This window comes from Streptomyces sp. NPDC005408, from assembly GCF_040606445.1.
In the GTDB taxonomy this organism is placed as follows: domain Bacteria; phylum Actinomycetota; class Actinomycetes; order Streptomycetales; family Streptomycetaceae; genus Streptomyces.
In genome coordinates this window covers 81,639-107,312 of sequence record NZ_JBEXEX010000024.1, presented here as the reverse complement: position 1 = coordinate 107,312, position 25,674 = coordinate 81,639, and the positions used below count along the sequence as shown (strand labels likewise).

At 68.4% G+C, this 25,674-nt stretch carries 22 protein-coding genes; 2 read left to right on the top strand and 20 right to left on the bottom strand.

Going from position 1 to position 25,674, the window contains the following annotated elements; translation table 11 throughout:
• Nucleotides 1–2: 2 nt before the first annotated feature.
• The 9 genes from ABZS64_RS22775 to ABZS64_RS22735 all read right to left on the bottom strand — a co-directional run bounded on the left by ABZS64_RS22775 (nt 3) and on the right by ABZS64_RS22735 (nt 9,359).
• Nucleotides 3–1,340 (bottom strand): sugar transferase, encoded by a 1,338-nt coding sequence (locus ABZS64_RS22775; RefSeq protein ID WP_355832501.1) that lies wholly within the window; start codon nt 1,338–1,340, stop codon nt 3–5.
• A 369-nt stretch (nt 1,341–1,709) separates the two neighbouring features.
• A complete protein-coding gene (locus ABZS64_RS22770) occupies nt 1,710–2,324 on the bottom strand; it encodes a response regulator transcription factor (RefSeq protein ID WP_355832531.1) in 615 nt (204 codons plus the stop codon).
• Nucleotides 2,312–3,466, bottom strand: a complete 1,155-nt coding sequence (locus ABZS64_RS22765) for a sensor histidine kinase (RefSeq protein WP_355832498.1) — start codon at nt 3,464–3,466, stop codon at nt 2,312–2,314. Before ABZS64_RS22765 ends, ABZS64_RS22770 begins: the two co-directional genes overlap by 13 nt.
• A complete protein-coding gene (locus ABZS64_RS22760; protein WP_355832495.1) occupies nt 3,463–4,218 on the bottom strand; it encodes an ABC transporter permease in 756 nt (251 codons plus the stop codon). Before ABZS64_RS22760 ends, ABZS64_RS22765 begins: the two co-directional genes overlap by 4 nt.
• Entirely contained in the window at nt 4,212–5,144 is a 933-nt protein-coding gene (locus tag ABZS64_RS22755; RefSeq protein ID WP_355832492.1) for an ABC transporter ATP-binding protein, read from the bottom strand. Before ABZS64_RS22755 ends, ABZS64_RS22760 begins: the two co-directional genes overlap by 7 nt.
• A 215-nt stretch (nt 5,145–5,359) precedes the next feature.
• The gene (locus tag ABZS64_RS22750) at nt 5,360–7,552 is read right to left on the bottom strand and encodes a hypothetical protein (protein WP_355832489.1); all 2,193 of its coding nucleotides are present in this window, start codon (nt 7,550–7,552) and stop codon (nt 5,360–5,362) included.
• A 304-nt stretch (nt 7,553–7,856) separates the two neighbouring features.
• Nucleotides 7,857–8,231, bottom strand: a complete 375-nt coding sequence (locus ABZS64_RS22745; protein WP_355832487.1) for a DUF6113 family protein — start codon at nt 8,229–8,231, stop codon at nt 7,857–7,859.
• Nucleotides 8,228–9,115 (bottom strand): N-acetyl-1-D-myo-inositol-2-amino-2-deoxy-alpha-D-glucopyranoside deacetylase, encoded by an 888-nt coding sequence (gene mshB, locus ABZS64_RS22740; RefSeq protein ID WP_355832484.1) that lies wholly within the window; start codon nt 9,113–9,115, stop codon nt 8,228–8,230. Before mshB ends, ABZS64_RS22745 begins: the two co-directional genes overlap by 4 nt.
• 49 nt (nt 9,116–9,164) lie before the next feature.
• Nucleotides 9,165–9,359 carry a hypothetical protein gene (locus ABZS64_RS22735; RefSeq protein ID WP_142213873.1) on the bottom strand — a complete coding sequence of 65 codons (195 nt, stop codon included), beginning with the start codon at nt 9,357–9,359 and terminating at the stop codon, nt 9,165–9,167.
• A 156-nt stretch (nt 9,360–9,515) separates the two neighbouring features.
• On the opposite strand from ABZS64_RS22735, the gene ABZS64_RS22730 reads away from it, so the two are divergent.
• Complete coding sequence (locus ABZS64_RS22730; RefSeq protein WP_355832480.1) at nt 9,516–11,651, top strand: prolyl oligopeptidase family serine peptidase; 2,136 nt, start codon at nt 9,516–9,518, stop codon at nt 11,649–11,651.
• Nucleotides 11,652–11,665: 14 nt separating this feature from the next.
• On the opposite strand, the gene ABZS64_RS22725 is transcribed toward ABZS64_RS22730, so the two are convergent.
• The 7 genes from ABZS64_RS22725 to ABZS64_RS22695 all read right to left on the bottom strand — a co-directional run bounded on the left by ABZS64_RS22725 (nt 11,666) and on the right by ABZS64_RS22695 (nt 19,600).
• On the bottom strand, nt 11,666–12,739 hold the full coding sequence (locus ABZS64_RS22725) for a hypothetical protein (protein ID WP_355832477.1): 1,074 nt from the start codon (nt 12,737–12,739) through the stop codon (nt 11,666–11,668).
• A 193-nt stretch (nt 12,740–12,932) separates the two neighbouring features.
• On the bottom strand, nt 12,933–13,982 hold the full coding sequence (locus ABZS64_RS22720) for a dipeptide ABC transporter ATP-binding protein (RefSeq protein ID WP_355832474.1): 1,050 nt from the start codon (nt 13,980–13,982) through the stop codon (nt 12,933–12,935).
• Nucleotides 13,975–14,949 carry an ABC transporter ATP-binding protein gene (locus tag ABZS64_RS22715; RefSeq protein ID WP_355832471.1) on the bottom strand — a complete coding sequence of 325 codons (975 nt, stop codon included), beginning with the start codon at nt 14,947–14,949 and terminating at the stop codon, nt 13,975–13,977. The genes ABZS64_RS22720 and ABZS64_RS22715 overlap by 8 nt, the downstream gene beginning before the upstream one ends.
• Nucleotides 14,950–14,959: 10 nt before the next feature.
• Nucleotides 14,960–15,946, bottom strand: a complete 987-nt coding sequence (locus tag ABZS64_RS22710) for an ABC transporter permease (protein ID WP_355832468.1) — start codon at nt 15,944–15,946, stop codon at nt 14,960–14,962.
• Nucleotides 15,939–16,862 (bottom strand): ABC transporter permease, encoded by a 924-nt coding sequence (locus tag ABZS64_RS22705; protein WP_355832465.1) that lies wholly within the window; start codon nt 16,860–16,862, stop codon nt 15,939–15,941. Before ABZS64_RS22705 ends, ABZS64_RS22710 begins: the two co-directional genes overlap by 8 nt.
• Before the next feature lie 72 nt (nt 16,863–16,934).
• Nucleotides 16,935–18,566 carry an ABC transporter substrate-binding protein gene (locus ABZS64_RS22700; RefSeq protein WP_355832462.1) on the bottom strand — a complete coding sequence of 544 codons (1,632 nt, stop codon included), beginning with the start codon at nt 18,564–18,566 and terminating at the stop codon, nt 16,935–16,937.
• Nucleotides 18,567–18,673: 107 nt separating this feature from the next.
• A complete protein-coding gene (locus ABZS64_RS22695) occupies nt 18,674–19,600 on the bottom strand; it encodes a GNAT family N-acetyltransferase (protein ID WP_355832459.1) in 927 nt (308 codons plus the stop codon).
• Between the two features lie 207 nt (nt 19,601–19,807).
• On the opposite strand from ABZS64_RS22695, the gene ABZS64_RS22690 reads away from it, so the two are divergent.
• Nucleotides 19,808–20,344 carry a hypothetical protein gene (locus ABZS64_RS22690; RefSeq protein ID WP_355832456.1) on the top strand — a complete coding sequence of 179 codons (537 nt, stop codon included), beginning with the start codon at nt 19,808–19,810 and terminating at the stop codon, nt 20,342–20,344.
• A gap of 152 nt (nt 20,345–20,496) precedes the next feature.
• On the opposite strand, the gene ABZS64_RS22685 is transcribed toward ABZS64_RS22690, so the two are convergent.
• The 4 genes from ABZS64_RS22685 to ABZS64_RS22670 all read right to left on the bottom strand — a co-directional run bounded on the left by ABZS64_RS22685 (nt 20,497) and on the right by ABZS64_RS22670 (nt 25,588).
• On the bottom strand, nt 20,497–21,621 hold the full coding sequence (locus tag ABZS64_RS22685) for a dipeptide ABC transporter ATP-binding protein (RefSeq protein WP_355832453.1): 1,125 nt from the start codon (nt 21,619–21,621) through the stop codon (nt 20,497–20,499).
• Nucleotides 21,622–21,635: 14 nt separating this feature from the next.
• On the bottom strand, nt 21,636–22,697 hold the full coding sequence (locus tag ABZS64_RS22680) for an ABC transporter ATP-binding protein (protein WP_355832450.1): 1,062 nt from the start codon (nt 22,695–22,697) through the stop codon (nt 21,636–21,638).
• Nucleotides 22,698–22,707: 10 nt separating this feature from the next.
• Nucleotides 22,708–23,685, bottom strand: a complete 978-nt coding sequence (locus ABZS64_RS22675) for an ABC transporter permease (protein ID WP_355832447.1) — start codon at nt 23,683–23,685, stop codon at nt 22,708–22,710.
• A gap of 106 nt (nt 23,686–23,791) precedes the next feature.
• Nucleotides 23,792–25,588, bottom strand: a complete 1,797-nt coding sequence (locus ABZS64_RS22670) for an ABC transporter substrate-binding protein (RefSeq protein ID WP_355832444.1) — start codon at nt 25,586–25,588, stop codon at nt 23,792–23,794.
• Nucleotides 25,589–25,674 lie beyond the last annotated feature (86 nt).

Below are 25,674 nucleotides of genomic sequence, written 5' to 3'. Positions count from 1 at the left end.
GCTCAGTACGCCCCGCGTCCGTTCAGCACCGCGCGCACCGTACGGACCATGACATCCATGTCCCAGCCCAGCGACCAGTTGTCCACGTAGCGCAGGTCGAGCGAGACGGTTTCGTGCCAGGTGAGGTCCGACCGTCCGCTCACCTGCCACAGTCCCGTGAGGCCGGGCTTCACGCTCAGCCTTCGCATCTCGACCTCGTCGTAGCGCGCCACTTCCTCCGGAAGGGGCGGGCGCGGCCCGACGAGTGACATATGGCCGAGCAGCACATTGAGCAGCTGGGGCAGCTCGTCCAGCGAATAGCGGCGCAGGAAAACGCCCACGGGCGTGATGCGCGGATCGTGGCGCATCTTGAACATGTGGCCGTCGTTCTCGTTGGCCGTCTCCAAGCTGCTCTTCAGCCGGTCCGCGTCCACCACCATCGTGCGGAACTTCCACATGGAGAAGTGTGTGTTGTGCTTGCCGACCCGGGTCTGGCGGTAGAACACGGGCCCGGGCGAGCCCAGCCGGACGACGAGCGCGAGCAGGCCCAGCACCGGAGCCACGGCGACGACCAGGACGAGCGCACCCACCCGGTCGATGACGGACTTGAGGACCGCCGGCAGTCCGTGCCGGACGGGAGGCGCGACCTGCAGCATGGTGAGCCCGGCCGCCGAGGTGAGCCGGATCCTGTGCCGTGCCACGTCGAAAACGCCGGGGAGGACCGCCAGGGGGCATCCGCGGTCGTGCAGAGCCCAGGAGAGCTGTCGAAGCCGGTCCCACGACATGTGCCGGCCCGGACTCACGAAGACCAGGTCGACACCGAGTGCGTCGGCCGCCTCGAGCACGGCCGAGGCGTCCTCGGCGAGCAGGGCGGGACGCTCCGCCCCGAGCCGTACGTGCACCGGCGCGCCGGACCGAACGTCACCCTCACCCACTACACACGCCCCGACGACGACGTACTCGTGGTCGGTGCGCTGGGCCAATTGGTTGACGACCTCGTCCACCGCCGCGGCCTCGCCGATGACCAGCACATGGCGGAGCGCCTGAGCGTCCCGGCGCGTGGCCATCAGGTCACGGTGAATCAGTTTGCGGCAGACGACGGCGACCACGAGGGACGGGACGAGCGCGGCGCAGACCGCGGCCGGTGCGCTGTCGAGCCCGCTCACGGTCCGCAGGACCGCCAGCGTGCCGATCATCACCAGCCAGTCCCGGAACACCGGCCAGGCTTGGCCTTCACCCAGATTCCAGGGCGCATAGCGCTTGCCGACCACGCCTGTGAGCAGCCAGATGGCGGTCGCGATCGCCGCGTGCTGGAAGGGGCGGGGCTGACCTGCTGCATAGAGCGCTGTCGCCAGTGGCACCGCCGCTCCGGCAGAGTCGCAGAAGAGCACGGCAGGCAGATACCAGCCGGCCTTCGCCTCTCTGTCCCATGTTGATGCTCTCTTGTGCGGCGTGACAGGGCCCTCCTGTCGTTGTGCCGCCACTCTGAACCGCCGCATGGCTCTCCTTGCTTGCCCCCACGGAGACGAACGGGCGCGGCTGCAACGACCCACCTGCCGGCAGCAACACGCCCTACGTGATTCTTATCAGCATATGTAGTTTTATGACACCTTGATGCATATTAGTCCCACGTAGAAGGCGGCTGCCGTCTATGACTGGAGCTTTGAACATCTGGCCGCGGCATGCCAACTCTGATTGGTCCATCAGCTGTACGGGCCTGCTCCGGCCTCCTACAGCCAGCCCTTCTCCCGCGCTGTCCGGACGGCCTCCGCGCGGTTCCTGACCGCAAGCTTCTGGATCGCCGTCGAGAGGTAGTTGCGCACCGTCCCCTGGGACAGGTGAAGCCGCGCGGCCAGTTCCGCGTTGGTCGCCCCGTCCGCCGCCGCCCTCAGGACCTCGCGCTCGCGGTCCGTGAGCGGGTTCGCGCCCTCCGCCAGGGCAGCGGCGGCGAGGGTCGGGTCGATGACGCGTTCACCGGCGAGCACCTTGCGGACCGCGTCGGCCAGTTGGGCCGCGGGGGCGTCCTTGACCAGGAAGGCGTCCGCGCCCGCTTCCATGGCCGTACGGAGATAGCCGGGGCGGCCGAAGGTCGTGAGGATGACGATCTTCAGTGTTGGGAACTCCGCGTGGAGCTCGCGCGCCGCCTCGATGCCCGTCCTGCCCGGCATCTCGATGTCGAGCAGCGCAACGTCGATCTCGTGGGCGCGGGCCGCCGCCAACACCTCGTCGCCTCGCGCCACTTGGGCGACCACCTCGAAGTCCGGGTCCAGGCCGAGCAGCGCCGCAAGGGCCTCGCGGACCATCGACTGGTCTTCGGCCAGGAGGAGTCGGATCATGAGGCGGATCCTAGAGGGACCCGTACGGTGAGCGTGAAGCCGCCTGGGGAGCCCCGGCCGGAGCCTGCGTCGACCGTGCCGCCGACCTCCGTGATGCGCTCGCTCAGGCCCGTCAGGCCGTTGCCGAACGACGGGCTGCCGCCAAGTCCGTTGTCCTCCACGGTCAGTTCGAGTACCGGGCCGTCCAGCGTCTGGCGCGGGGTCAGCGCGATGACGCAGCGGCGCGCGCTGCTGTGGCGTACGACATTGGTCACCGCCTCCCGCAGCGACCAGGCCAGGGCCGCCTCCTGCTTCTCGGGGACCTCCGGGGCCTCGGAAGGGACCTCGGCCGTGATTCCGGCCGCGGCCAGCGCGGTGCGCGCGCCCGCCAACTCGCCCGGCAGCGTGGGCCGCCGGTAGCCGGTGACCGCCTCCCGTACGTCGACGAGCGCCTGGCGGCTGACCTTCTCGATGTCGGCGACCTGCTGGGCCGCCCGCTCCGGCTGGTCCGGCAGCATCCTCCCGGCGAGCTCGCTCTTCAGGGTGATCAGGGAGAGGGAGTGGCCCAGCAGGTCGTGCAGATCGCGGGCCAGCCGCAGCCGTTCCTCGTTCGCCGCGAGCTGGGCGACCGTGGCCCGGGCCTCGCGCAGCGCGATGGTGGTGCGGACCATCTGGCGGACACCCGCCATTGCGAAGCCCCCGAGCAGAGCCGGGATGACGACGGCCGGGAGGATGTCGCCCGGGTTGTCGGTGGTGAGGCCGATCAGGACCATCGCCACGGTGATGGCCGGGATGACCACGCGGGCCTGGCTCAGCGGCAGTGTCGCTCCGGCCGAGACCGAGGCGTAGACGAACAGCGTCAGCCACACGGGACCGAGCGTCAGGGCGAGGACCGTCGCGAGGGTGACGAGAACGGCGAGCGTGGCATGGACGACGGTCCTGTCCAGCGGCCGGTTGGTGTGGCGGAAGACGAGGACCAGGTAGACGGCGACGAAGGACACGAGGCCGAGCCACCCGAGTGCGGTGGCCCGGCCGGTGTGTTCGCCGCGGAGAAGGTCGCTGACCGGGGCGCCCATGAAGGCCAGCCAGATGAAGATCCACAGCAGCTTCGTAGCGGCCTGGCGGCGGGTGGCGGGCGGGCGACCGATCCCGGCGAAGGTTTCCTCGTTCACGCCCTCAGTGTGTCCTTCCGGTACAGCCAGGCTGCACCTCCGGCGAAGAGCAGGAAGTACACCCCGAGGATGGCGACGTCCTTCAGATGCGGGGAGCTGCCGAGCTCGATGGCCTGGCCGAGTCCCGCGTACGCATGGGTGGGCAGCCATTCCGCGATGTTCTGCAGCCACTGCGGGTAGACGGTGGTCGGCATCCACAGGCCGCCGAGGATCGACAGCCCGAAGTACAGGATCATCGTGACGGGCCGGACCGCGTCACCGCTCGCGATATAGCCGATGGCCACACCCAGCGCGGCGAAGACGAGGCTGCCGGCCCAGATGGAACCGGTGAGCGCGAGCCACTGCCAGGTTTCGAGGCGTACGTCCTTGGCCATGGCGGCGACCACGAAGACGATCACGATCGACGGCAGGGTCACCACGGCGGCACCCGCGATCTTCGCCAGGACGTAGCCGCGGCCGGGCAGCGATGTGAGCCGCAGCTGGCGGACCCAGCCCTTCTCCCGCTCCTTGGCGATGCGCTCGCTGTTGCCCATCAGTACGGCGGTCAGGGCGCCGAACGACGCCATCGCGACCATGTAGAAGGCGGGCATCGTCAGTTGGGTGTGCGGGACCTTGGTGGCGGAGTCCTGGGTGCCCGCGATCATCAGGAACAGCGCGGACGGATAGATCACCGAGAAGAACATGAACTTCTTGTTCCGCAGGGTGCGGGTGATCTCCAGCTTGATGAGGGCCCCGGAAAATTGATTCAGCATGGTGCCTTGGCCTCCTCGGCCTCCGTGATGGCGACGAAGGCCTGTTCAAGACCCAGTCCTGCGACTTCGAGATTGCGGGGGTAGAGGCCGAGTCCGTACAGCGCGTGGACGGTCGCGTCCGCGTCGTGCGACTGGATACGGACGGTACGGCCGGAGACGGAGAAGCCTGACAGGAAGGGCAGCCCGCGCAGCGCGTTCTCGTCGAAGGCGCTCTCCAGGTCGAAGGAGATGCGCCGGGCTCCCGCCTTCGCCTTGATCTCGGCGGCCGTGCCGTCGGCAAGGAGGCGGCCACGGTGCAGTACGAGCACCCGGTCGGCGATCGCGTCCGCCTCTTCCAGGTAGTGCGTGGCGAACAGGACCGTACGTCCCTGCTCGGTCTGTTCGCGCATGGTGGCCCAGAAGGAGTGCCGGGCGCTGACGTCCATGCCGGTGGTCGGCTCGTCGAGGACGATCAGATCGCCGGCACCTGCGGTCGCGAGCGCGAACCGCACACGCTGCTCCTGGCCGCCGGAGAGCTTGTTGACCATACGGTCGGCGATCTGGCCGATCCCGGCCTGCGCGAGTACCTGGTCGACGGGGTACGGCTTGGGGTGCAGCGCGCAGGCGAGCCGCACCAGTTCGCGGACCCTGACCTCCTCCATCAGGCCGCCGCTCTGCAGCATCGCACCGACCCGGCCGGCCTCGACGGCCTGCCGCGGGGTGGTGCCGAAGAGCTGTACGGACCCGGTGTCGGCGGGGCGCAGGCCGAGCAGCAGATCGAGCGTGGAGGACTTGCCCGCGCCATTGGGGCCGAGGAGGGCGACGGTCTCGCCGGGGTGGAGCGTCAGCGAGAGGTCGGCCACGGCGCGCACCGAGCCGTAGCTCTTGTTCACGTTCTCGAAGCTCACCACCGGAGTCGTCACGGTGGGAGCGGCTGTCGTCGTCATGGGTCCAGACTGGCCGCCGGGCGGGGTCCGCCGTCAGTGTCGGCCGTCGTGACTCCGGGATGACAGATGTCATGGCCCACACCATGACCTCGGCTGCGCGAGAGCTCCTGCCCGGGCCGGGCAGGGGCTCTTGTCAGCGAGAACGGCGGTACGGTCCTGCGGCCGGACGCGGCTCGGCGGTTGAGCTGCTAGGGGCCTGTCGTTCGGATCAGGCCCTAGCTCGGGTTGAGCTCGATGACGGTGGTGCGCTCCGCGGACGTCTTGCCGCGCAACGCCGTCCCCATAGCCTGCGCGACATCGTCCGCGGAGACCTGGTGCTTCTTGCCGTCGCCCTTGGTGATCATGACGCCGTCGAAGACACCGTCCAGGAGCTCGTCGATCGCCTTCTTGTCGTAGACCTCGACGAGCTTTCCGTCGATCGCCTTCATGGAAAGGATCTTCGGCAGCGACTTGGCGGGGCCGAACAGGATCTGCTTGCCGCCCGCCTTGATCGTGACCAGGCCGGACATCGCAGGCTCGGCGAAGTCCTTCATCGCCCGGTTGAGTTCGGTCTGGCTGATGGTCGGCTCGCGGGTGGCGACCGGCAGCTCCACCAGGTTCGGCTTGCCGGTCTCGACCTGGGCGCGGTACGCGTCCTTGACCGAGAGCATGGAACGGCCGACATCCAGCGTCTGGCCCGACTTGCCCGGTACGGCCACGGCCTTGCCCGGCTCGAACTTGATCGTGCCCTCGGTGGCCGAGCCGGAGACCCCTGCGAGGTCGGTGAGCGCGACGCTCAGCTTCTCCTCGTCGACCAGGATCACCGGTTCGGCGACGCGCTCGCTGCCGAAGAGTGAGCCGATCACCGAGACAGGGTTGTAGTCGCTGCCCGCGGCGTTACGCACGGTGGCCTGGCTGTCCAGCGAGAGCCCGGCCTTGTCCGGCGCGAGCTGCTCCTTCTTGCCGCCGACCGTGAGCTGGAGCGGGGTCGCCGCGCGCTTGCCGAGGGCGGCGTCGAGCTTGCTGACCGCGTCCTCCTTGGTGCCGCCGCCGATGTCGACGCCGAGGACCGTGGTGCTCTTCGGTACGTCGGAGTGGTTCATCAGCAGCCCCGCGCCGTACGCGATACCGAGCAGGCCGACCACTCCGGCGCCGGCGAGCACCAGCTTGGAGCGGCCCTTCTTGGTGGGAGCGGAACGGGGGGCGGGGGCGGGGGCGGGCCTGTCCGAGGCGGGGACGGGCACCACGGGGCCACCCGGGGTACCGCCGGGACCGGCCGGGAACTCCGGCGCGGAGAAACCGGCGTCGGGGTCCTGCGGGCCCCGGCCGCCGATGATCGGGGGCGCGAGCGGGTTCGGCCCGGTGCCGGGTCCGGCCCCGGGGCCGCCGAGGGGCGGGAAGGGCGAGCGGTGCTCCGGCGGGACCACGGGGATCCCGCTGGTGAGCGTGTCACCGGAGACATGGCCACCGGCGGGCTCGGGAGCCGGACCGGCGGGCTTCTGCGGGGTCAGCACGGCGGTGTCGTCGGACATCCGAGGTCCGGAGCCGGGACCGCCGGGGCCGGGCATGCCGGGGCCGGGCATGCCGGGGCCGGGGCCCTGGGGCCCGCCCTGGCCGCCCGTACGCGGCCGGACCGGCATGCTGCCCTTGACCGGCCCCCCGGTCGGGCCGCTCGGCGGCCGTACGCCCGGTGGAGGCGTGCTGTTCCCGGGAGCGGGAGCGAATCCGTTCGCACCGGACGGAGGGGCGCCGGTGTTCGCCGCCAGGTCGCTGAGCGAGCTGTGCGGGCGCGGTGCACCTGCCTCGGGACCCGGTCCGCCCTGTCCCGGGCCGGACGGACGGCCGCCGGACTGCTGACCGTCGGAGAAGTACGGAAGCCCCGGGCCGGGACCGCCACCGTTCGCGGACGGACCCGAAGCAGCGCCCCCAGCCGGTCCGGCCTGACCCGCAGGTGCGGCGGAAGCGGACTGCTGCGCACCCGGTGCCGAAAGACCCGCCCCGTTCGTGCCGGACGACGACGCGGACTTCCGCGGCGCGAACCAGTCGCTCGTCGGGGTCTTCTCCTCGGCCTGCGGCTCCGCCGCCGCGGCATCCTGCGCCACGTCCGGACGCGGAGTGCTGCCGGTGCGCTCGCTGTCCTGGCCGCCGGAAGCGGCCGCGGCCGCCTCGCTCATCGGCGTACGCATGACGACCGGCGGGATCGGCCGCGAACCCGGGATGTTGATCCGGATGCGGGTGGTCAGCGTGGTCTCGGTCCTGGGCTCGTCGGGCAGCGGCTCGTCAGGCGCAGCGGCGGCCTCGTCAGGAGCGTCCTGCGGGGGATGCAGCGACGGATACTGGCGGGATCCGTACGGCGGTGTTCCCGAGGGGTACGCGGCTCCACCGCGCCCCTGGGGGCCGGAGGACGAACTGTCAGTTTCACGACTCAAAGCAGGTTCTCCCGGTTGGCTCCGCCGCCCGTTTCTTACAAGTCCGTGCTCTGCTATGGGCGGCTCGGCGGCGCGCACCACCATACTGGCCGCCGCCGACAGACACCCCGGGACTGTGGAAAGCGACATTCCGCCGACCGTACGGGCATGGTCAGTTCAGTGGCTTCCCACCCCTGGGGGCGACCCACCATAGGGGCCCGCCTCACAGCGTGTGAGTCGGGGGTCCCGCCCGAGGTGAGAGCGGTGCGCGGCACATTGACCCCGGACCGGCACACAACCGCCGAAGAGGTACTTCGCCTCGCCGTTACTTGCCAAGTCGGCCTGCGCCGCCGCCCGGTTGCGCGGCCCGCGACATGGTGGCGCACATCACAGCAATCGCCATCCCGCCGAGCATGAACACGAGCGGTCCGATGCCCGCGGAGAACATGCCGTCGCCCTCGGGACGTCCGATGCTCAGCACCACGATCGCCAGCAGCCAGCCCGCCGCGGGCGCCAGCACTCCGAGCTGGGTACCGGTCAGCCGCAGGGAGCCGTAGAAGAGCCCGGCTGTGGCGAGCAGCGCAAGAATCAACCCGGCAGGGAGCCAGGCCCCTTGGACCAGCGAGCCCGCGATGCCGACCAGCGCGCCGAACACCGCGAGACCGAAATATCCGGCGATCCGGCCGCCACTCGCGCTCATGCCGCCACCCCCGCGAAGAGATCGTTCTCACGCTCTCCGGGCGGCGCGCCCGGCTCGCCCCGCACCAACTGGTAGTACTCCGTCGCGAAGATCGGCTGCCCCAGATCGTTGGAGAGCGCGAAGAAGGGGCCGTCCACGGCGATTTGGGTGGCATGGGCCCGCATGGCCGCCGCCTTGGGCTCCGCGTACTGCGTGCCGTCGATCTCCGTGGTGATCTCGGAGTCGTCGACCACGCCCGGAATGTCGTCGATCGCCGCGATGCCCGGGAAGTCCACCCCGGCGGCACGCAGCCGCGCGAAGCCCTCCTCGGCCACCGAGCGCGGCACCCGGTTCCAGTAGATCTTGGAGATGGCATGCGCCTCCCCGAGACCGGGCCGGTAGTCGGGCTCGGCGGCCAGCTCGGCGGCGCGCATCGCGACCCGGTGGGCCTGGATGTGGTCGGGGTGTCCGTAGCCGCCGTCAGGGTCGTACGTCACCAGGACCTGCGGGCGCACCGAACGGATGATCCCGACGAGATACGGAGCGGCCTCATCCACGTCGGTGTTCCAGAACGCGCCCTCACGGCGGTTCTGCGGGGCGCCCATCATCCCGGAGTCCCGGAAGCGCCCGGGGCCGCCGAGGAAGCGGTGGTCGGTGACGCCCAGCTCCTTCATCGCGGCTGCCCGTTCGCCGACGCGATGGGGCCCGAGACGGTCGTCCCGGTCGGACGCGAGGTGGGCGAGGTCCGGCGGAATGACCTCGCCCTCCTCCCCGAGGGTGCAGGTCACCAGCGTGACCTGGGCGCCGTCGGCCACGTACTTGGCCATCGTCGCGCCGTTGTTGATCGACTCGTCGTCCGGGTGCGCGTGCACCAGCAGCAGACGACGGGCGGGAAGATCCTTCATGCGGGACAGCCTACGAGGGCGGACAGCCTACGAGGCCGGGCCCGAGGCGCTAAAACTTGATGCCACCGATCATCCCGGCCACGTTCGTGGTCAGTTCGTTGATGGTCGGGGCGATGGAAGAGCTTGCGAGATAAAACCCGAGCAACACGCAGACCGCCGCATGCCCACCCTTCAGCCCGGACTTCCGGACCAGCAGGAAGACGACGATCGCCAGCAGCACCACCGCCGAAATCGAGAGTGCCACGGCGGTTCACCTCCACAGATATTCGGTCGGGACGGGCAGGTTGCATGTGCCAGGGGGTTCATACCCACCTTGCGCTACGGATCATAACTATCCGTTCCCACGCATCGATCGGTGCACGGCAGCACACGGGGGCGCACGAACGCTAGGTTCGGTCGCATGACCACGAGGCTGCAGCTCTCCTTCCCGCGTCAGTACGCCAGGACCCAGCGCTTCACTCTCGGCGCACCGCGCGCCTTCACGGTGTCGCCGGACGGCTCCCGGGTGGTGTTCCTCCGGTCGTCCTCCGGGACCGACCGGGCGGGCAGGCTCTGGGTGCTGGATCTCGACGGCGAGGCCCGCAGGCCGCAGGAGCGGCCGGCGGCCGATCCTGAGGCGCTGCTCGGCGGGGCACACGAGAAGCTGTCGGCCGAGGAGCGGGCCCGGCGGGAGCGCAGCCGCGAGGGCTCGGCGGGGATCGTCGGCTATGCGGTGGACCAGGCGGTCGAGTTGGCGGCCTTCGCTCTCTCCGGGCGGCTGTTCACGGCGGAGCTGCGGGCCGGGACCGCGCGCGAACTGCCCGTGCCCGGACCGGTGATCGACCCCCGGCCCTCCCCCGACGGGCGGCACATCGCGTATGTGGCCAGGGGCGCGCTGCGGCTGACCGGCGCGGAGGGCGAGGGGGACAGGGCGCTGGCCGAGCCGGAGGACGAGCACACCACGTACGGCCTGGCGGAGTTCATCGCTGCCGAGGAGATGGACCGCTCGCGGGGCTTCTGGTGGGCGCCCGAGTCGGACCGGCTGCTCGTCGCGCGTGTGGACGAGCGGGAGGTACGGCGCTGGTGGATCTCCGATGCGGCGCATCCGGACCGGGAGCCGGAGCAGGTGGCGTATCCGGCGGCGGGCACGCCCAATGCCGAGGTGCGGCTGTTCCTGCTCACGCTGGACGGGGAACGCACGGAGGTGAGCTGGAACCGGTCCCGCTACCCGTATCTGGCCCGGGTGCACTGGTCGGCGGCGGGCGCTCCGCTGCTGCTCGTCCAGGCGCGTGACCAGAGGACCCAGCTGTATCTGGCGGTCGACCCGAAGACCGGCGCGACCCGGACGGTGCACGTCGACGAGGACGCGGTGTGGCTGGATCTGTTTCCCGGGGTGCCTGCCTGGGCGCCGGACGGGCGCCTGGTGCGGATCGCGGACGAGGGCGGCGCGCGCGTGCTCGCGGTGGGCGACCGGGCGCTGACGGGGGCACAGCTGCAGCTGCGGGCGGTGCTCGACATCGGCGAGAACGATGTTCTGGTGTCTGCGGCTGCGGGCGAGGAGGCCGCGGATCCGGAGATCGGCGAGATCCATGTGTACAGGGTCAATGAGCTGGGGATCGAGCGCATCTCGGAGGGGGCCGGGGTTCACTCGGCCGTACGCTCCGGCGGGGTGACGGTGCTGGCCTCGTCCCGTACGGAAGTGAGCGGAACGTCCGTACAGGTGCTGCGGAACGGGAAGCCGGTCGCGACGGTGGCCTCGTACGCCGAGCAGCCGGTACTCACCGCGCGCGTTCGGCTGATGGAGGGAGGACGGCGGCGGATTCCGTGCGGTGTGCTGCTGCCCTCCGGCCACCAGGACTCGGACGGTCTGCTGCCCGTGCTGATGGATCCGTACGGGGGACCCCACGGTCAGCGTGTGTACGCGGCGCACAATCCGTATCTCACCTCACAGTGGTTCGCCGACCAGGGCTTCGCGGTGATCGTCGCGGACGGCCGGGGCGCCCCCGGGCGCTCCCCCGGCTGGGAGAAGGCGATCAAGGACAACTTCCCGCTGACCCTCGACGACCAGATCGAGGCCCTGCAAGCCCTGGCCGGTGCGTTCCCGCTCGACCTCGACCGGGTCGCGATCCGCGGCTGGTCCTACGGCGGCTATCTGGCGGCACTCGCGGTGCTGCGCCGCCCCGATGTCTTCCACGCGGCGGTGGCGGGTGCGCCGGTGACCGACTTCCGGCTGTACGACACGCACTACACCGAGCGCTATCTCGGCGATCCGGCGGAGCAGCCGGAGGTGTACGCGGCCAACTCCCTGGTCACGGAGGACGGGTTGACGCTGCCGGAGAACCCGGCGAGGCCGTTGATGATCATTCATGGCCTGGCGGACGACAATGTGGTGATGGCGCATACGTTGCGGTTGTCGTCGGCGTTGCTGGCGGCGGGGAGGTCGCATGAGGTGCTGCCGCTGAGCGGGGTGACGCATATGACGCCGCAGGAACAGATTGCGGAGAACCTGCTTCTGCTCCAGGTGGACTTCCTGAAGCGGTCGTTGGGGTCGCGCTAGGCGGTCCCCGACCACTACCACCCCGGCGGGGGCGAAGAGGGCGGCGGTGGCCGGAAGCCTCCGCTCGCCCCCGCCGCCGCCCACGTCCCTCCCGCCACTCCGTCCCGTTCCCCCCGCCGCCCCAGCGCGATCAGCAGCACCAACCCTGCCGCCACCTCGAACAGCCAGGACAGCACCAGGAGTTGATCCCTCGTCGGCAGATCTCCGAGCCGGGTGAGCAGTTCGTTCCGTACGGCGATGTCGATGCCCCGTCCGCCCGTGCCGAGCAGGAACAGCCCCACCACCAGCCCCAGCGGCCGCGAGTAGACCGCGTGGAAGAGCGCTCCGCCCGCCGCCACCAGCGCGAGCGCGACGATGACCGCCGCCAGCCACCCCGGCGGCGTCCCGAGCAGCGGCATCAGGACCGTGTCACTGCCCTCGAAGCGGTCGAGATAGCGCGATCCGCCGATCTCCGTCGCCGTGTAGAGCTCCCAGGCCGCCAGAACTCCCGCCGCGGAGCCGAGCAGCAGAAAGGCGAGCACGGACACCCCCTGCGTCGGCCCGGTCGGCGTCAGCTCATGCGTGGCGTAGGCGTCTTGCGTGACGTAGGCGTCCTGCGTGACGTAGGCGTCCTGCGTGGTGTACGGCTCGTAGGTCCCCGGCGCCCTGGGGACCGGCGCCCTCCGCCCCGCCGCCGCCGTGATGATCAGCCCGACACCGAGCCCGAGCGCGGCGAACGTGCAGTACAGCGCCCGGGTGCGCAGTTCGTCGGTGGTCCGCAGACCCATCCAGGAGGAGCTGAGGACCCACAGCCCGGGCAGCCGTACGGCAAGAGTGACCACGCCCGCGGCGACCAGCGCGGCGCCGGCGACGGCCGAGCGCAGGGCTGCGATGCCGACCGCGACGTACACCGCGAGGAGCAGCAGATCCTCAAGGGTGGTGCTCAGCGGCGATGCGGCCCCGGCGCTGACGTTCCCGGTCCAGAACCGCCACAGGTCCAGCGGGGCGTCCACCGTGGTGAGATCCCGGCCGATCCAGCCGCCCACGACCAGAGCGAGCGCGGCGCACAGCACCGCTCCGGTAATTCTGGCCCCCCGCGTAAGAGTCACAGCTGCGATGGTGCATCGGTGCACAGAGTTGAACAAGGGCCCCGCACGGTGCACGGGCGACCGGCCGGAGCCACATGGCGTGCTCCGGCCGGTCTACGGCACCCGCACGGCCGTACGTTGTTCAGCGTGGCGCGTTCGTATATCGGAGCCGCGACGGCCAAGTTGCCTGCGTGTTAATGAAATTGATGCGCATTTACTCGTCTTTGTCGCCGGAGTCCGCCGACGGCACCACGTGCTTCTCCTCCGCGAAGTGGCATGCCGACGGATGCTTCGCCGGTCCCTCCGACAGCCGGAACACCGCGGGCACCTCGAGCAGCGGCACCTCCAGCTCGCACCTCTCCTGCGCCTTCCAGCATCGCGTACGAAAACGGCAGCCCGAGGGGATGTTCGCCGGTGACGGGACATCGCCGTGCAGGATGATCCGCTCCCGGTGCTCGCGCGCCTCCGGGTCCGGCACCGGGACCGCCGAGAGCAGCGCCTGTGTGTACGGGTGCGTCGGATGTTCGTAGATCTCCTCGTCCCTGCCGATCTCCACCACCCGCCCCAGATACATCACGCCGACCCGGTCCGAGATGTGCCGCACGATCGACAGGTCGTGCGCGATGAACACATAGCTCAGGCTGAACTCGCTCTGCAGACTGTCCAGCAGATTGATCACCTGCGCCTGGACGGACACGTCGAGCGCCGAGACCGGCTCGTCGGCCACGATGATCTCCGGCTGGAGCGCGAGCCCGCGCGCGATGCCGATGCGCTGCCGCTGACCGCCGCTGAACTGGTGCGGATAGCGGTTGATGTACTCGGGGTTGAGCCCCACGACGTCCAGCAGATCCTGCACCTTGCGCCGCCGGTCCCCCTTCGGCGCCACCTCGGGATGGATCTCGTACGGCTCGCCGATGATGTCCCCGACCGTCATCCGCGGATTGAGCGAGGTGTACGGATCCTGGAAGATCATCTGGATGTTCCGCCGCACCGTCTTCAGGGCCCGCCCGGACAGCCTGGTGACGTCCTCGCCCTTGTACCGGATCGTCCCTGCCGTCGGCTGCTCGAGGTGGACCAGCATCTTGGCAAGCGTGGACTTCCCGCAGCCCGACTCGCCCACGATGCCCAGCGTCTCGCCCGCCACCAGGTCGAGGTCGACGCCGTCCACCGCTCTGACCGCGCCGACCTGCTTCTTGAAGAGGATGCCCTGGGTGAGCGGATAGTGCTTGACCAGATCGCGGACCTCCAGGATCGCCTCAGGCATTGAGCTGCTCCTCCCAGAAGTGGCAGGCGCTCCTGCGGCTCTCGGACACCTCGTACAGCGGCGGCTCATCGGTCCGGCACACGTCCCGGGCCAGCGGACAGCGCGGATTGAAGGCACACCCGGGCGGGATCTTCATCAGGTTCGGCGGCAGGCCCTTGATCGCGTACAACTGCTCGCCCTTCTGGTCCAGGCGCGGGATCGAGTCGAGCAGGCCCCTGGTGTACGGATGGGCCGGGGCCTTGTAGATGTCGTGGACCGGGGCGGTCTCGACGATCCGTCCCGCGTACATAACGGCGATCTTGTCCGCGACGTCCGCGACGACGCCGAGGTCGTGGGTGATCAGGATGAGCCCCATGTTCAGCTCGGTCTGGAGCGTGGCCAGCAGGTCCATGACCTGCGCCTGGACGGTGACGTCCAGCGCGGTTGTCGGCTCGTCCGCGATGATCAGCGAGGGCTTGAGCGCGAGAGCCATGGCGATCATGATGCGCTGGCGCATACCGCCGCTGAACTGGTGCGGATACTGCCCCACCCGCTCCTTGGCCGCAGGAATGCCCACCCGCTCCATCAGCTCGATTGCCTGGGCGCGCGCGTCCTTCCTCGACATGCCGCGGTGGACGATGAACATCTCGCCGAGCTGGTCGCCGACGCTGAGCACCGGGTTCAGGGAGGAGAGCGCGTCCTGGAAGATCATGGCCATCCCGGCCCCGCGGACCTGGCGCCGCTCCTCCTCCTTGAACGTCAGCAGATCCTGTCCCTGGAAGAGGACCTCGCCGCCGGTGATCTTGCCCGGGGGCATGTCCAGGATGCCCATGACCGCCTGTGCGGTGACGGACTTGCCGGAGCCGGACTCGCCCAGCACGGCGAGGGTCTCGCCCTCGTCCACCGTGTAGTTGACGCCGTTGACGGCCTTGGCCACCCCGTCCTGGGTATGGAACTCCACATGCAGATCACGCACTTCGAGCAACATGGCGGGCTCCTCAGCGCAGCTTGGGGTCGAGGGCGTCGCGCACCGCGTCGCCCAGCATGATGAACGCGAGCACGGTGATCGCCAGCGCGCCGGCCGGCCAGAGCAGCATGTGCGGGGCATTGCGGATGTACGGCGACGCGGAGGAGATGTCGATGCCCCAGGACACCGACGGCGGCTTGAGGCCGACTCCGAGGAACGACAGGGTCGCCTCCAGGGAGATGTAGGTGCCGAGCGCGATGGTCGCCACGACGATGACCGGGGCGACGGCGTTGGGGGCGATGTGCCGCAGCAGCATCCGGGAGTTGGACGCGCCGAGCGCCCGGGCCGCCTGGACGTAGTCGTTCTGCTTCGCGGTGATGACCGAGCCACGCGCGATACGGGAGAGCTGGGGCCAGCCGAGCAGCACCATGAAGCCGATGACCGGCCAGACGGTGGAGCTGGTCACGACGGACAGGAAGACCAGACCGCCCAGGACCACCGGGATGCCGAAGAAGATGTCGGCGACACGGGACACGAGCCCGTCCCACCCTCCACCGTAGAAACCGGCGAGACCGCCGAGTACGGAACCGATCAGTGCGACACCGAGCGTGGCGCAGACGCCAACCGTGACCGAGGTGCGGGCGCCGTAGACCGTACGGGTGTACACGTCGCAGCCCTGCCCGTTGAAGCCGAAGGGGTGGCCGGGCTGGGAGCCCTGCTGGGCCTTGGCGAGGTCGCACGCGAGCGGACTCTGAGACGTGATCAGCGAGGGCCAGATGGAGATGATCACCAGGAAGAGGATGATCAGGCCGGAAATGATGAAGATCGGGTTGGTCCGCAGATCGCGCCAGGCGTCGGACCACAGGCTGCGGGGCTTCTCGGCGGGCCCGGTGCCCAACGGACCACCGGGGGTCTTCTCCAGCGTCTCCCCCTCGTCGGTCGCGAGGTCCATCGTGCCTCCCGCCCCCGTGGCGGCGATGGCCCCACCGTCGGAGTAGGGCTCTTGCGGCTCAGGCATAGCGGATCCTCGGGTCGAGAACGGCGTACAGAAGGTCGACCAGCAGATTGGCCAGCAGGAAGACGATGACGAGCACGGTCACGAAGCCGACGACGGTCTGGGTGTTCTGGCGCAGGATGCCCTGGTAGAGCTGGTAGCCGACGCCGTGGATGTTGAAGATGCGCTCGGTGACGATCGCGCCGCCCATCAGGGCGCCCACGTCGGTGCCGATGAAGGTGATCACCGGGATCAGTGAGTTCCGCAGCAGATGGCGGCGGATGACCCGCCACTTGGGGAGTCCCTTGGCCTTCGCCGTACGGACGTAGTCGGAGCGGGCGTTCTCGGCGATGGAGGTCCTGGTCAGCCGGGTGACGTACGCGAGTGACACGGACGCGAGCACGAGTCCCGGGATGATCAGCTCGTCCAGCGGCGCCTCCGAGGAGACGGCCGGTTTGATGACGCCCCACTCGACGCCGAGCAGCAGCTGGACGACGAGACCGGTGACGAAGGTCGGGATCGCGATGACCACCAGAGTGAGCACCAGCGCGCTGGTGTCGACGACATGGCCGCGCTTCAGGCCCGTGATCACACCGAGCGTGATGCCGATGACGATCTCGAAGAAGATCGCGACGAGGGTGAGCCGGATGGTGACCGGGAAGGCGTCGGCCATCAGCTCAGTGACCTTCTGCCCGTTGAAGGCGGTGCCGAAGTCACCGGTGAAGACGTTGCCCATGTACGTCAGGTATTGCTGCCACGCGGGCTTGTCGAGACCGAACTCCTTGCGCAGCTGGGCGGCCGTCGCCGGGTCGCACTGCCGGTCCCCGCACAGGCCCGCGATGGGGTCGCCCATCACATTCACCATGAGGAAGATCAGCAGCGTCGCGCCGAAGAAGACCGGGATCATCTGCAGCAGACGCCGGATCACATAACGTCCCATGAACGGCTCCGGGGGTCGTGGGAAGGGGGCGGCCCGGCGCGCGGGGAACGCCGGGCCGGAGGCCTTCCGTCGTCAGCTGACCTTGATCTCGTTGTAGACCGGGACGCTGAAGGGGTTCAGGGCGACATTGGAGACGCGCTCCGAGTAGCCGGCGCTGCCGTTCTGGTACCAGAGCGGGATGGCGCCCATGTCGTCCCGCAGGACCTCTTCGGCCTGCTTGAACAGGTCGACGGCCTTCGCCGTGTCGGTCTCGGCGTTGGCCTGGTCGACCAGCTTGTCGAACTCGGGGTTGCTGTACAGGCCGTCGTTGGACGAGGCGTTGGTGTAGTACAGCGGCTGCAGGAAGTTCTGGATCAGCGGGTAGTCCATCTGCCAGCCCGCCCGGAAGGGTCCGGGCATCTTGTGCTGCCCGATCTGGTTGCGGAAGTCGGCGAAGGTGCCGACCGGGTTTCCGACGCACGCCTTGTCGTTGCCCAGCGCGTTGTTGATGCTGTTGCAGAGCGCGTCGACCCATTCCTTGTGCGAGCCGGTGTCCGCGTTGTACGAGACCTTCAGCTGGCCGCCGGGGATGCCCCCGCCCTCGGTGATCAGCTTCTTCGCCTCGGCGGCGTTGTACTCGCAGGCACTACCGCACAGGGTGTCGTCGAAGCCGCCGTCCGCGCCGAGCACGGGCGAGGTCCAGTCCTTCGCGGGCGTACGCGTCTTCAGGAAGATCGTGTCGGTGATCTGCTGGCGGTTGATCGCCATGGACAGGCCCTTGCGGACCTTGGCGGCGTTCGGTGTGTTCCAGGCCGGGGTGTAGAAGGGGAATGCGAGGGTCTGGATGATGCCGGCGGGGGTGTTGATGTACCGGTCGCCCAGGTCCGCCTGCACGTTCTTGAGCTGCGAGGCCGGGACGTCGTCGACAAGGTCGAGGTTGCCGGCGGTCAGATCGGTGTACGCGGTGTTGTTGTCCGTGTACACGTTCAGGTCGATGCCGCCGTTCTGCGCCTTGTCGGAGCCCGGGTAGGCGTCCCAGCGGCGCATCTCCATCTTCGAGCCCTTGGTGTACGAGCTGACGGTGTACGGGCCGTTGCCGATCGGCTTGGAGAGCCAGGTGTCGTGGCTGTTGAAGAAGGCCGTGGGCAGCGGCGAGTAGGCGGAGTAGCCGAGGGTGTCGGGGAACGTGGAGAACTTCTGGTTGAGCTTGACCGTGAAGGTCTTGTCGTTGACGACCTTGAGCCCGGAGAGCGTCTGGGCGGTGGGCTGCCCCTTGTCCGGGTGGACCTGCGCGTAGCCCGCGATGTAGCCGAAGAAGTAGGCGTTCTTCTGGTTGTTCTTGAGGTTGGCGCCGTAGTTCCAGGCATCCACGAAGGACTTGGCGGTGACCTTCTCACCGTTGCTGAAGGTCCAGCCGTCCTTGACGGTGACCGTGAAGTTGACCGAGTCCGTCGTCACGATCTTCTCGGCGAGCATGTCTTCGGCCGCGCCGGTCTTCGCGTTGTACCGCTTGAGGCCGCGGAAGAGCATGTCGAGGACCTTGCCGCCCTGAACCTCGTTGGTGTTCGCGGGCTCAAGCGGGTTCTGCGGATCACCCCAGGAGGACTTCACGATCCCGTCGGCGCCACCGCCGCCGCCGCTGTCGCTGCCGCCGCCACAGGCCGTCGCCGCGAGGGCGACGGCCACCGCGCATGCGGCAAATCTGGCGTGCGTGGCTCCACGCATGGAGTGCCTCCCGTGTCCTAATTCTCACTTAGGACCGAATATCACCCCATACCATGACGGTCCGCACGTCAGCCTCGGCCGTCCGGACGAGCCGTGGAAGACAGGCCCTAGGGCCGCAGGGTCACCTCCCAGGTGTCCACGGCGAAGTAGAGGCTCATGCCGTGGGCCTCATACAGCCGCAGGGCGCCCGTCGCGTTCCCGGTGTCCACCCCGAGGGCGATGGTGTCGCGGCCACGGTCCGCGTAGACGCCGAAGGCATGGCGCAGCAGATGACTCGCGATCCCGCTGCCGCGGTGCTGCTTCCGTACGCCGAGGTACTGGATCCAGCCATGGGGCTCCCGGTCGTCCCGGGTCAGCACCACGGCGACATCGCCGGAGCCGGCGAGAGAGGCGATCCACACCAGGGACCAGTCGACGCCCTTGCCGCGGTCGTCGAGCCACTGCTGGTAGGTGCGTGGCTGATGGTCGTAGTGCTCGGCGAAGGTCTCCTCGATCAGTTCATGGGCGCGCCTGCGGTCGGCCTCGTCGCTGCAGTCGCGCAGGGTGAGTCCCGGCGGCGGCGCCGGGACGGGGTCGGCCGGGGGTGACAGCGGCCTGGTGAGGACGTTGTAGCGGCGTACGGTCCCCCAGCCGCGGCCGGTGAGCAGCGCGGTGTCCAGCGTGGGCCGGATGTTGAGGTGGAGATGGACGACGGCCCGGTCGGCCCCGTTGCCCTCGGCCCGCCGCAGGGCCCGCGTCTGCATCAGCTCCAGCAGCCGCTCCCCCGCGTCCTGGTGTCCGGGCAGGACGTAGTGGTCGATGTCGATGCGTTCGGCCCCGGAGTCGTCCCAGAGCAGTCCGTACGCGACGAGCTCCTCGTCGTGGAACGCCAGCCACGAGTTCTGTGCCAGATCGGCATCGGGATGGTTCAGATCGGTCTCGACCGAACCGAGGTCGGTCTCGGCCCGGCCGATTTCGAGGACATCGACGGCATTCAGCAAAGCGCAGACGGCGGGGGCATCCTCGGAGGTGGCCGGCCGGACAGTGAAGGACATGTCCCCACTCTTCGGGCCGGGACGCGGGTGCGCAAACGGTTTTAGCAGCGGCTGCCAGATTCTGTTCGACCGTCAACTTCCTTTAGCAGTACGGAAGTTAAGCTCAGCTTTTCCTCAAATGGATTCCAACTCACGAGCACGTGGGCCACAGTTGTCGGCGACCGGTCAAGCCGACACGGCGAGACCAAAAACGAGGGGAAAACCGGTATGAGGCGCGCACTCAGCACGACACTCGCCGCTGTCGTCATCGGCGCCGGCACCATTGTCGCGGCGGCGCCCGCGAATGCGGGTGTCCAGGGATGCGACTCGAACGGTACATACATCACCATCATCAACAAGAAGACGGTGTGGAAGGCCACCAACGTCCACAGCGACTGGGCCAGGCCGGGCGTCACCATCAGCTACGCGAAGAACAAGACCGGCAGCTGGACCGCCACCGGCACCGCGACCGTCGGCGCCGAGGCGGGCGTCATCTTCGCCAAGGCCAGCACGTCCTTCAGCGTCTCCCTCGCCAAGACCTGGTCCAAGTCCGACACCTGGACCTACGCGGCGACGGTGCAGCGGCAGGCGGGCAAGACCAAGGGCCGTCTGATGATGCACCACGAGGCCAAGAGCTTCACGGCGCACAAGTACCGCGTCTTCACCGGCCCCGGCGGCACCTGCAAGACCGAGACCATTTACAAGAAGCCCGGCACCATTCCGGTCAAGGCGAGCAGCAATTTGTGGGGCATTCAGTACTCCTGACGAATGGCCACGCATATTGCCACAGTCACCGGCTCCCCGGATTGAAATCACGGGGGAATCCACGGGGGCGGGAGCCGGAATACGAGAATGCCCCGGCCGCTGAACAGGCGGCCGGGGCATTCCTCGCGTGTACGCGTATACGCGCCTACGCGTCAGTCGTCGGAGCCGCTCTCGCCCTCCAGCGCCGCGAGCGCCGGGTCGAGAACGACGTCCTCGACGCGCCCCTCGATGGTCGGCTCCTCCGGGAAGTGGCAGGCCGTCAGGTGGCCGTCACGGTTCCCGGAGATCTGGACCAGCGGCGGCTCCTCGGTCGCGCATTTGTCCTGCGCCTTCCAGCAGCGGGTGCGGAAGCGGCAGCCGGACGGCGGCATGATCGGAGACGGGACGTCGCCGGAGAGACGGATCCGCTCCTTCTTGTCGGAGTCGACATCCGCCTCGGGCACGGCCGAGAGCAGGGCGTGCGTGTACGGGTGGCGGGGCCTGTTGTACAGGGAGTCACGGTCGGCGACCTCCACGACCTTGCCGAGGTACATCACGGCCACGCGCTGCGAGAAGTGCCGCACGACCGCCAGGTCGTGGGCGATGAACAGGAAGGCGATACCCAGCTCGTCCTGGACCTTCTGCAGCAGGTTGACGACCTGCGCCTGGATCGACACGTCCAGCGCGGAGACCGGCTCGTCGGCGATGATCAGCTTCGGCTCCAGCGCGAGGGCCCGCGCCACACCGATGCGCTGCCGCTGGCCGCCGGAGAACTCGTGCGGGAAGCGGTTGTAGTGCTCCGGGTTGAGACCGACGGTCTCCAGCAGCTCCCGTACGCGCTTCTCACGGCCGCCGGCCGGGTTGATGCCGTTGACCTCCATCGGGCTCTTGATGATGGTGCCGACGGTCTGCCGCGGGTTCAGCGACGAGTACGGGTCCTGGAAGATCATCTGGATCTCGGACCTGACCGGCGCAAGCTGCTTGCGGCTGGCGTGGGTGATGTCCTGCCCGGCGTAGGTGATCTTGCCGCCGGTCGGCTCGAGGAGCCGGGTGATCAGCCGTCCGGTGGTGGACTTGCCACAGCCGGACTCGCCGACGAGGCCGAGGGCCTCACCGGCGTGCACGGTCAGGTCGATCCCGTCGACCGCCTTGACGGCGCCGACCTGGCGCTTGAAGGGGAAGCCTCCATAGATCGGGAAATGCTTGGTCAGGCCCTCGACGTGGAGCAGTGCCTCGCCCCGGTCGCCGGACCCGTCTGGTGTTCCCTGCTGTTTAGGCAGAGTGACGTTTTCACTCATGTCTCTGCGTCTCCCTAGCCCAGCCGGGGCTTGATCTGATCGATGAAGATGGTCTGCTTCTGGTCCGCCGTCAGGTGGCAGGCAGCTGAACGTCCCTCGGCCAACTGCGGCCGCTCGCCCGAGCACCGCGAGTCGCTCACCTTGTCGGTGAACGTGCAGCGCGGGTGGAACGGGCAGCCGGACGGCGGGTTGAGCAGGCTCGGCGGGGAGCCGGGGATCGGCATGAGCGCCTCGTCGATGTCGCCACCGAGGCGCGGCATCGAGCTCAGCAGACCCCAGGTGTACGGGTGCTGGGGCGCCGTGAGCACCTCGCGGACGGTGCCGCGCTCCACCGCCCGTCCCGCGTACATCACCAGCAGGTCGTCGGCCATGTTGGCGATGACGCCCAGGTCGTGGGTGATGAAGATGATCGCCGACCCGAACTCCTGCTGGAGGTCCTTGAGCAGGTCGAGGATCTGCGCCTGCACGGTCACGTCGAGCGCGGTGGTCGGCTCGTCGGCGATCAGGAGGTCGGGGTTGCAGATCAGCGCCATGGCGATCATCGCGCGCTGGCGCATACCGCCGGAGAACTGGTGGGGGTAGTCGTTGAAGCGCATCGCGGGCTGCGGGATGCCGACCTTGTCGAGCATCTCGATGGCGCGCGCCTTCGCCTCCTTCTTGGAGGCGCCGGTGTGCTTCATGAACGGCTCGGCGATCTGCCGGCCCACGGTGTAGTACGGCGAGAGCGCCGTCAGCGGGTCCTGGAAGATCATCGCGACCTTGTTGCCGCGGAGCTTCTCCAGTTCCCTCTCGGGCGCGTCGGTCAGCTCCTGGCCGTCGAGGCGGATCTCTCCGTCGACGGTCGTGGTCTTGGGGCTGTGCAGACCGAGGACGGTCAGGTTGGTGACGGACTTGCCGGAGCCCGACTCGCCCACGATGCCGAGCGTCTTACCGCGCTCGACGTCGAAGGAGAGGCCGTCGACCGCGTTGACGATGCCGTCCTCGGTGGAGAACCGCACCCGCAGGTCGCGGACCGAGAGGAAGGCCTCCGGCCCGGTCGGGGCCGGTGTGTCTTCGGTCTTGGTCAGTGTGGTCACGGTCGTTCTCCTAGGCGAGGCGCACGCGCGGGTCGATGTAGGCGTAGGCGAGGTCCACGATGATGTTCAGGATCAGGATGAAGAAGGCCCCGAACAGCATCACGCCCATCGTCAGCGGAAGGTCCTTGGTCAGCGACGACACCACCGCCAGGCGGCCGACACCGGCCAGCTGGAAGGTGAACTCGGTGACCACGGCGCCCGCGAGGAGCGCGCTGAGGTCCATGCCGAGGATGGTGACGATGGGAGCGAGCGAGCCGCGCCAGGCGTAGCGGAAGAAGACGTACCGCTGTCGCATGCCCTTGGCCCGCGCGGTGCGGACATGCTCTTCCTGAAGCTGCTCGATCATGGTGGAGCGAGCCATACGCGTGTACTGGGCGGTGAAGATCGTCGCCATGACGGCCCAGGGAATCAACAGCCCGACGGCCCAGCCGACCGGATCGTCCGTGAACGGAACGTACTTGGGGTTGTCCATCCACCCTGTCTGGTAGACGAAGATGCCAAGAACGATCGGCCCCAGGAAGTAGATCTGGAACGAGCTGAGCACCATCGAGGCGCCACTGACTGCCTTGTCGACCGCGGTGCCGCGCTTCCACGCAGCGATGAGTCCGGAGGCGAGTCCGAGCACCAGGAAGATGATGAGTCCGCCGATGGTCAGCGACAGCGTCAGCGGGAAGCGGTCCATGATGGACGCCCAGACGAAGTCACCGGTGCTGAAGGAGACTCCGAGGCACGGTGCGGGGCAGTGACCGAGAGGGAAGTCCCGGCCGGTGACGATGCCGACCATGAAGTCCCAGAACTGGGTGGTGATCGGCTTGTCGAGGCCGAGGTTCTCGCGGATGACCGCGATGTTCTCCGGCGAGCAGTTCTTGCCGCAGGAGAGCTCGGCGAAGTCCTGAGGGATTGTGTAGAACAGGAAGAACGTGAACGCGCCGATCAGGAACATGATGACGACGGCGCCGGTCAACCTGCGGATGAGGAACTGAAGCATCGCGGGAGGCTGCTCTCTTCGGAATCGGCGGGGTTGTGAGGGGTGAAGGTCCGTGGGGGTGCGCTCCGCCTGGCGCACACCCCCACGGATCAGCCGTGATTCGGCGTTACGGCTGGATCAGGTACAGACGGTTGATGTCGATGTAGCTCGAGTTCGTGCTGTACCGGGCGCCACCGATGTTGGAGCCGAAGAGCTGGATCTGCTTCGAGTAGTAGACCGGAGCAGCCGGGTTGATCTCCTCGATGATGCGGTGGTGAGCCTCTTCCCACTTCTTGGCCGCGGCCTCGGGCTGCAGGACCAGAGCCTCCTGGATGAGGGTGTTGACCTTCTCATCGTTGATGTGGGAGTAGTTCGACGCGCCGTCGGAGATCAGCTTGCCGTCGTAGACCGGGGTGACGACCGTGGACGGGGAGGACCAGTCCTGGCCCCAGCCGGTCATGTACAGGTCGTACGGGTTCTTGACCTTGCCGATCTGCTCGTAGAAGCTGGCGCGCTCGATCTCCTTGGCCTGGATGTCGAAGCCGATGGCGTTGAGCGCGTCCTTGATGATGACCATCTGCTTCTGGCCACGCGGCGTGTTCGAGTAGGCGTAGGTGAGCTTCGTGCCCTTCTTGAAGCCCGCCTCCTCGAGGAGCTTCTTGGCCTTCGCCGGGTCACCGTTGGGCTTCTTCATCTTGCCGAACGGGTCGTACGCGGGGTCGAAGCCCGGCAGGGTCGGCGCGAACAGGCCGCCGGCCAGCTCGCCGCCGTACTTGCCGCCGTCAGCCTGGATCATGCGCTGGTTCGGGATGGCGTAGGTGATCGCGTCGCGGATCTTCTTGTCCTTGATGCGGTCCAGGTTGAAGCTCAGCTGCCACACGTAGGGCTGGTAGCCCTTGATCGTGCGCTTGTTGACCGCCGCGTTGGTGATCACGGACTGCATCTGGGCGGGGTCCACCGAGTCCGTGAACTGGATGGCGTTCTTGGCCTCGCCCTGGTCCGAGACCAGACGCTTGGTCTGGCTGGGCTGGTCGATCGTGGTCGTGAAGGCGTAACCGTCGACGTACTGGTGACGCACCGCGTCCGTCTTCGGGTCCCAGTTGGTGTTCTTGACCAGCTTCAGGGACTTGCCGGCCTTGTACTCGGCGACCTTGTACGGGCCGAGGGACTTCGGCGCCTTGTCGTACTTCTCCTTCGTGTCGTCCTTCTGCGGGACGATGCCGTAACCGGCCATGGCCAGCGCCTGCGGGAGGTCCGGGCGGGCCGTGTCGAAGTGGAAGACGACCGTCTTGGCGTCCGGGGTCGCAAGGACGGTGTCCGGAAGGTGCTTGCCCTTGTACGGGCCGTCCGGCAGCGCCTTGCGGTAGTCGGTGCCGGAGAGCCAGGTCTGGACGAAGGAGGGACCGTCGAAGATGACCTTCGAGTACTGGCGCTCGATCGTGTGACGGACGTCGGCCGAGGTGATGGCGTTGCCGTCCTCGTCCTTGATGCCGTCCTTCAGCGTGTACGTCCAGGTCTTGCCGCCGTCGGAGGCCTTGCCGGCGTCGGTGGCGATGTCACCGACGACCGTCAGGTTGCCCTTGTCGTCCTCCTGGTAGTTCGTCAGCTTGCGGTGAAGCAGGTTGGCGAACTGGCCCGCGTCACTGACGTAGATCTGACCCGGGTCCATGTGGGTCAGGTCCGACTGCGTGTAGACGCTGATGGTGCCGCCGGGCTTGGCGCCCGGGACCTCTGCCGCCGGGCCGTTGGACTGAGCCGCGGTGCCGTAGGCGACGGGCTTCGACTGAGCCGCAGCGTCATTCTGATTCTTGGACTGGTCCTTGGCGTCTTTACCGCTGTCCTTGGAGCAGCCGGTGAGCGCCAGCGAACCCGCCGCGACTGCGACGACTATGGCGCGTGCGGAGCGCGAGTTGAGGGGCTTCATAATGCTCGTTGCACCTACCTGTCGGTTGTTATCCACAAGAGCTGCCTGACCGTCCGGTTGCCCGGTGCGGGGGCGGCAGTTACCCC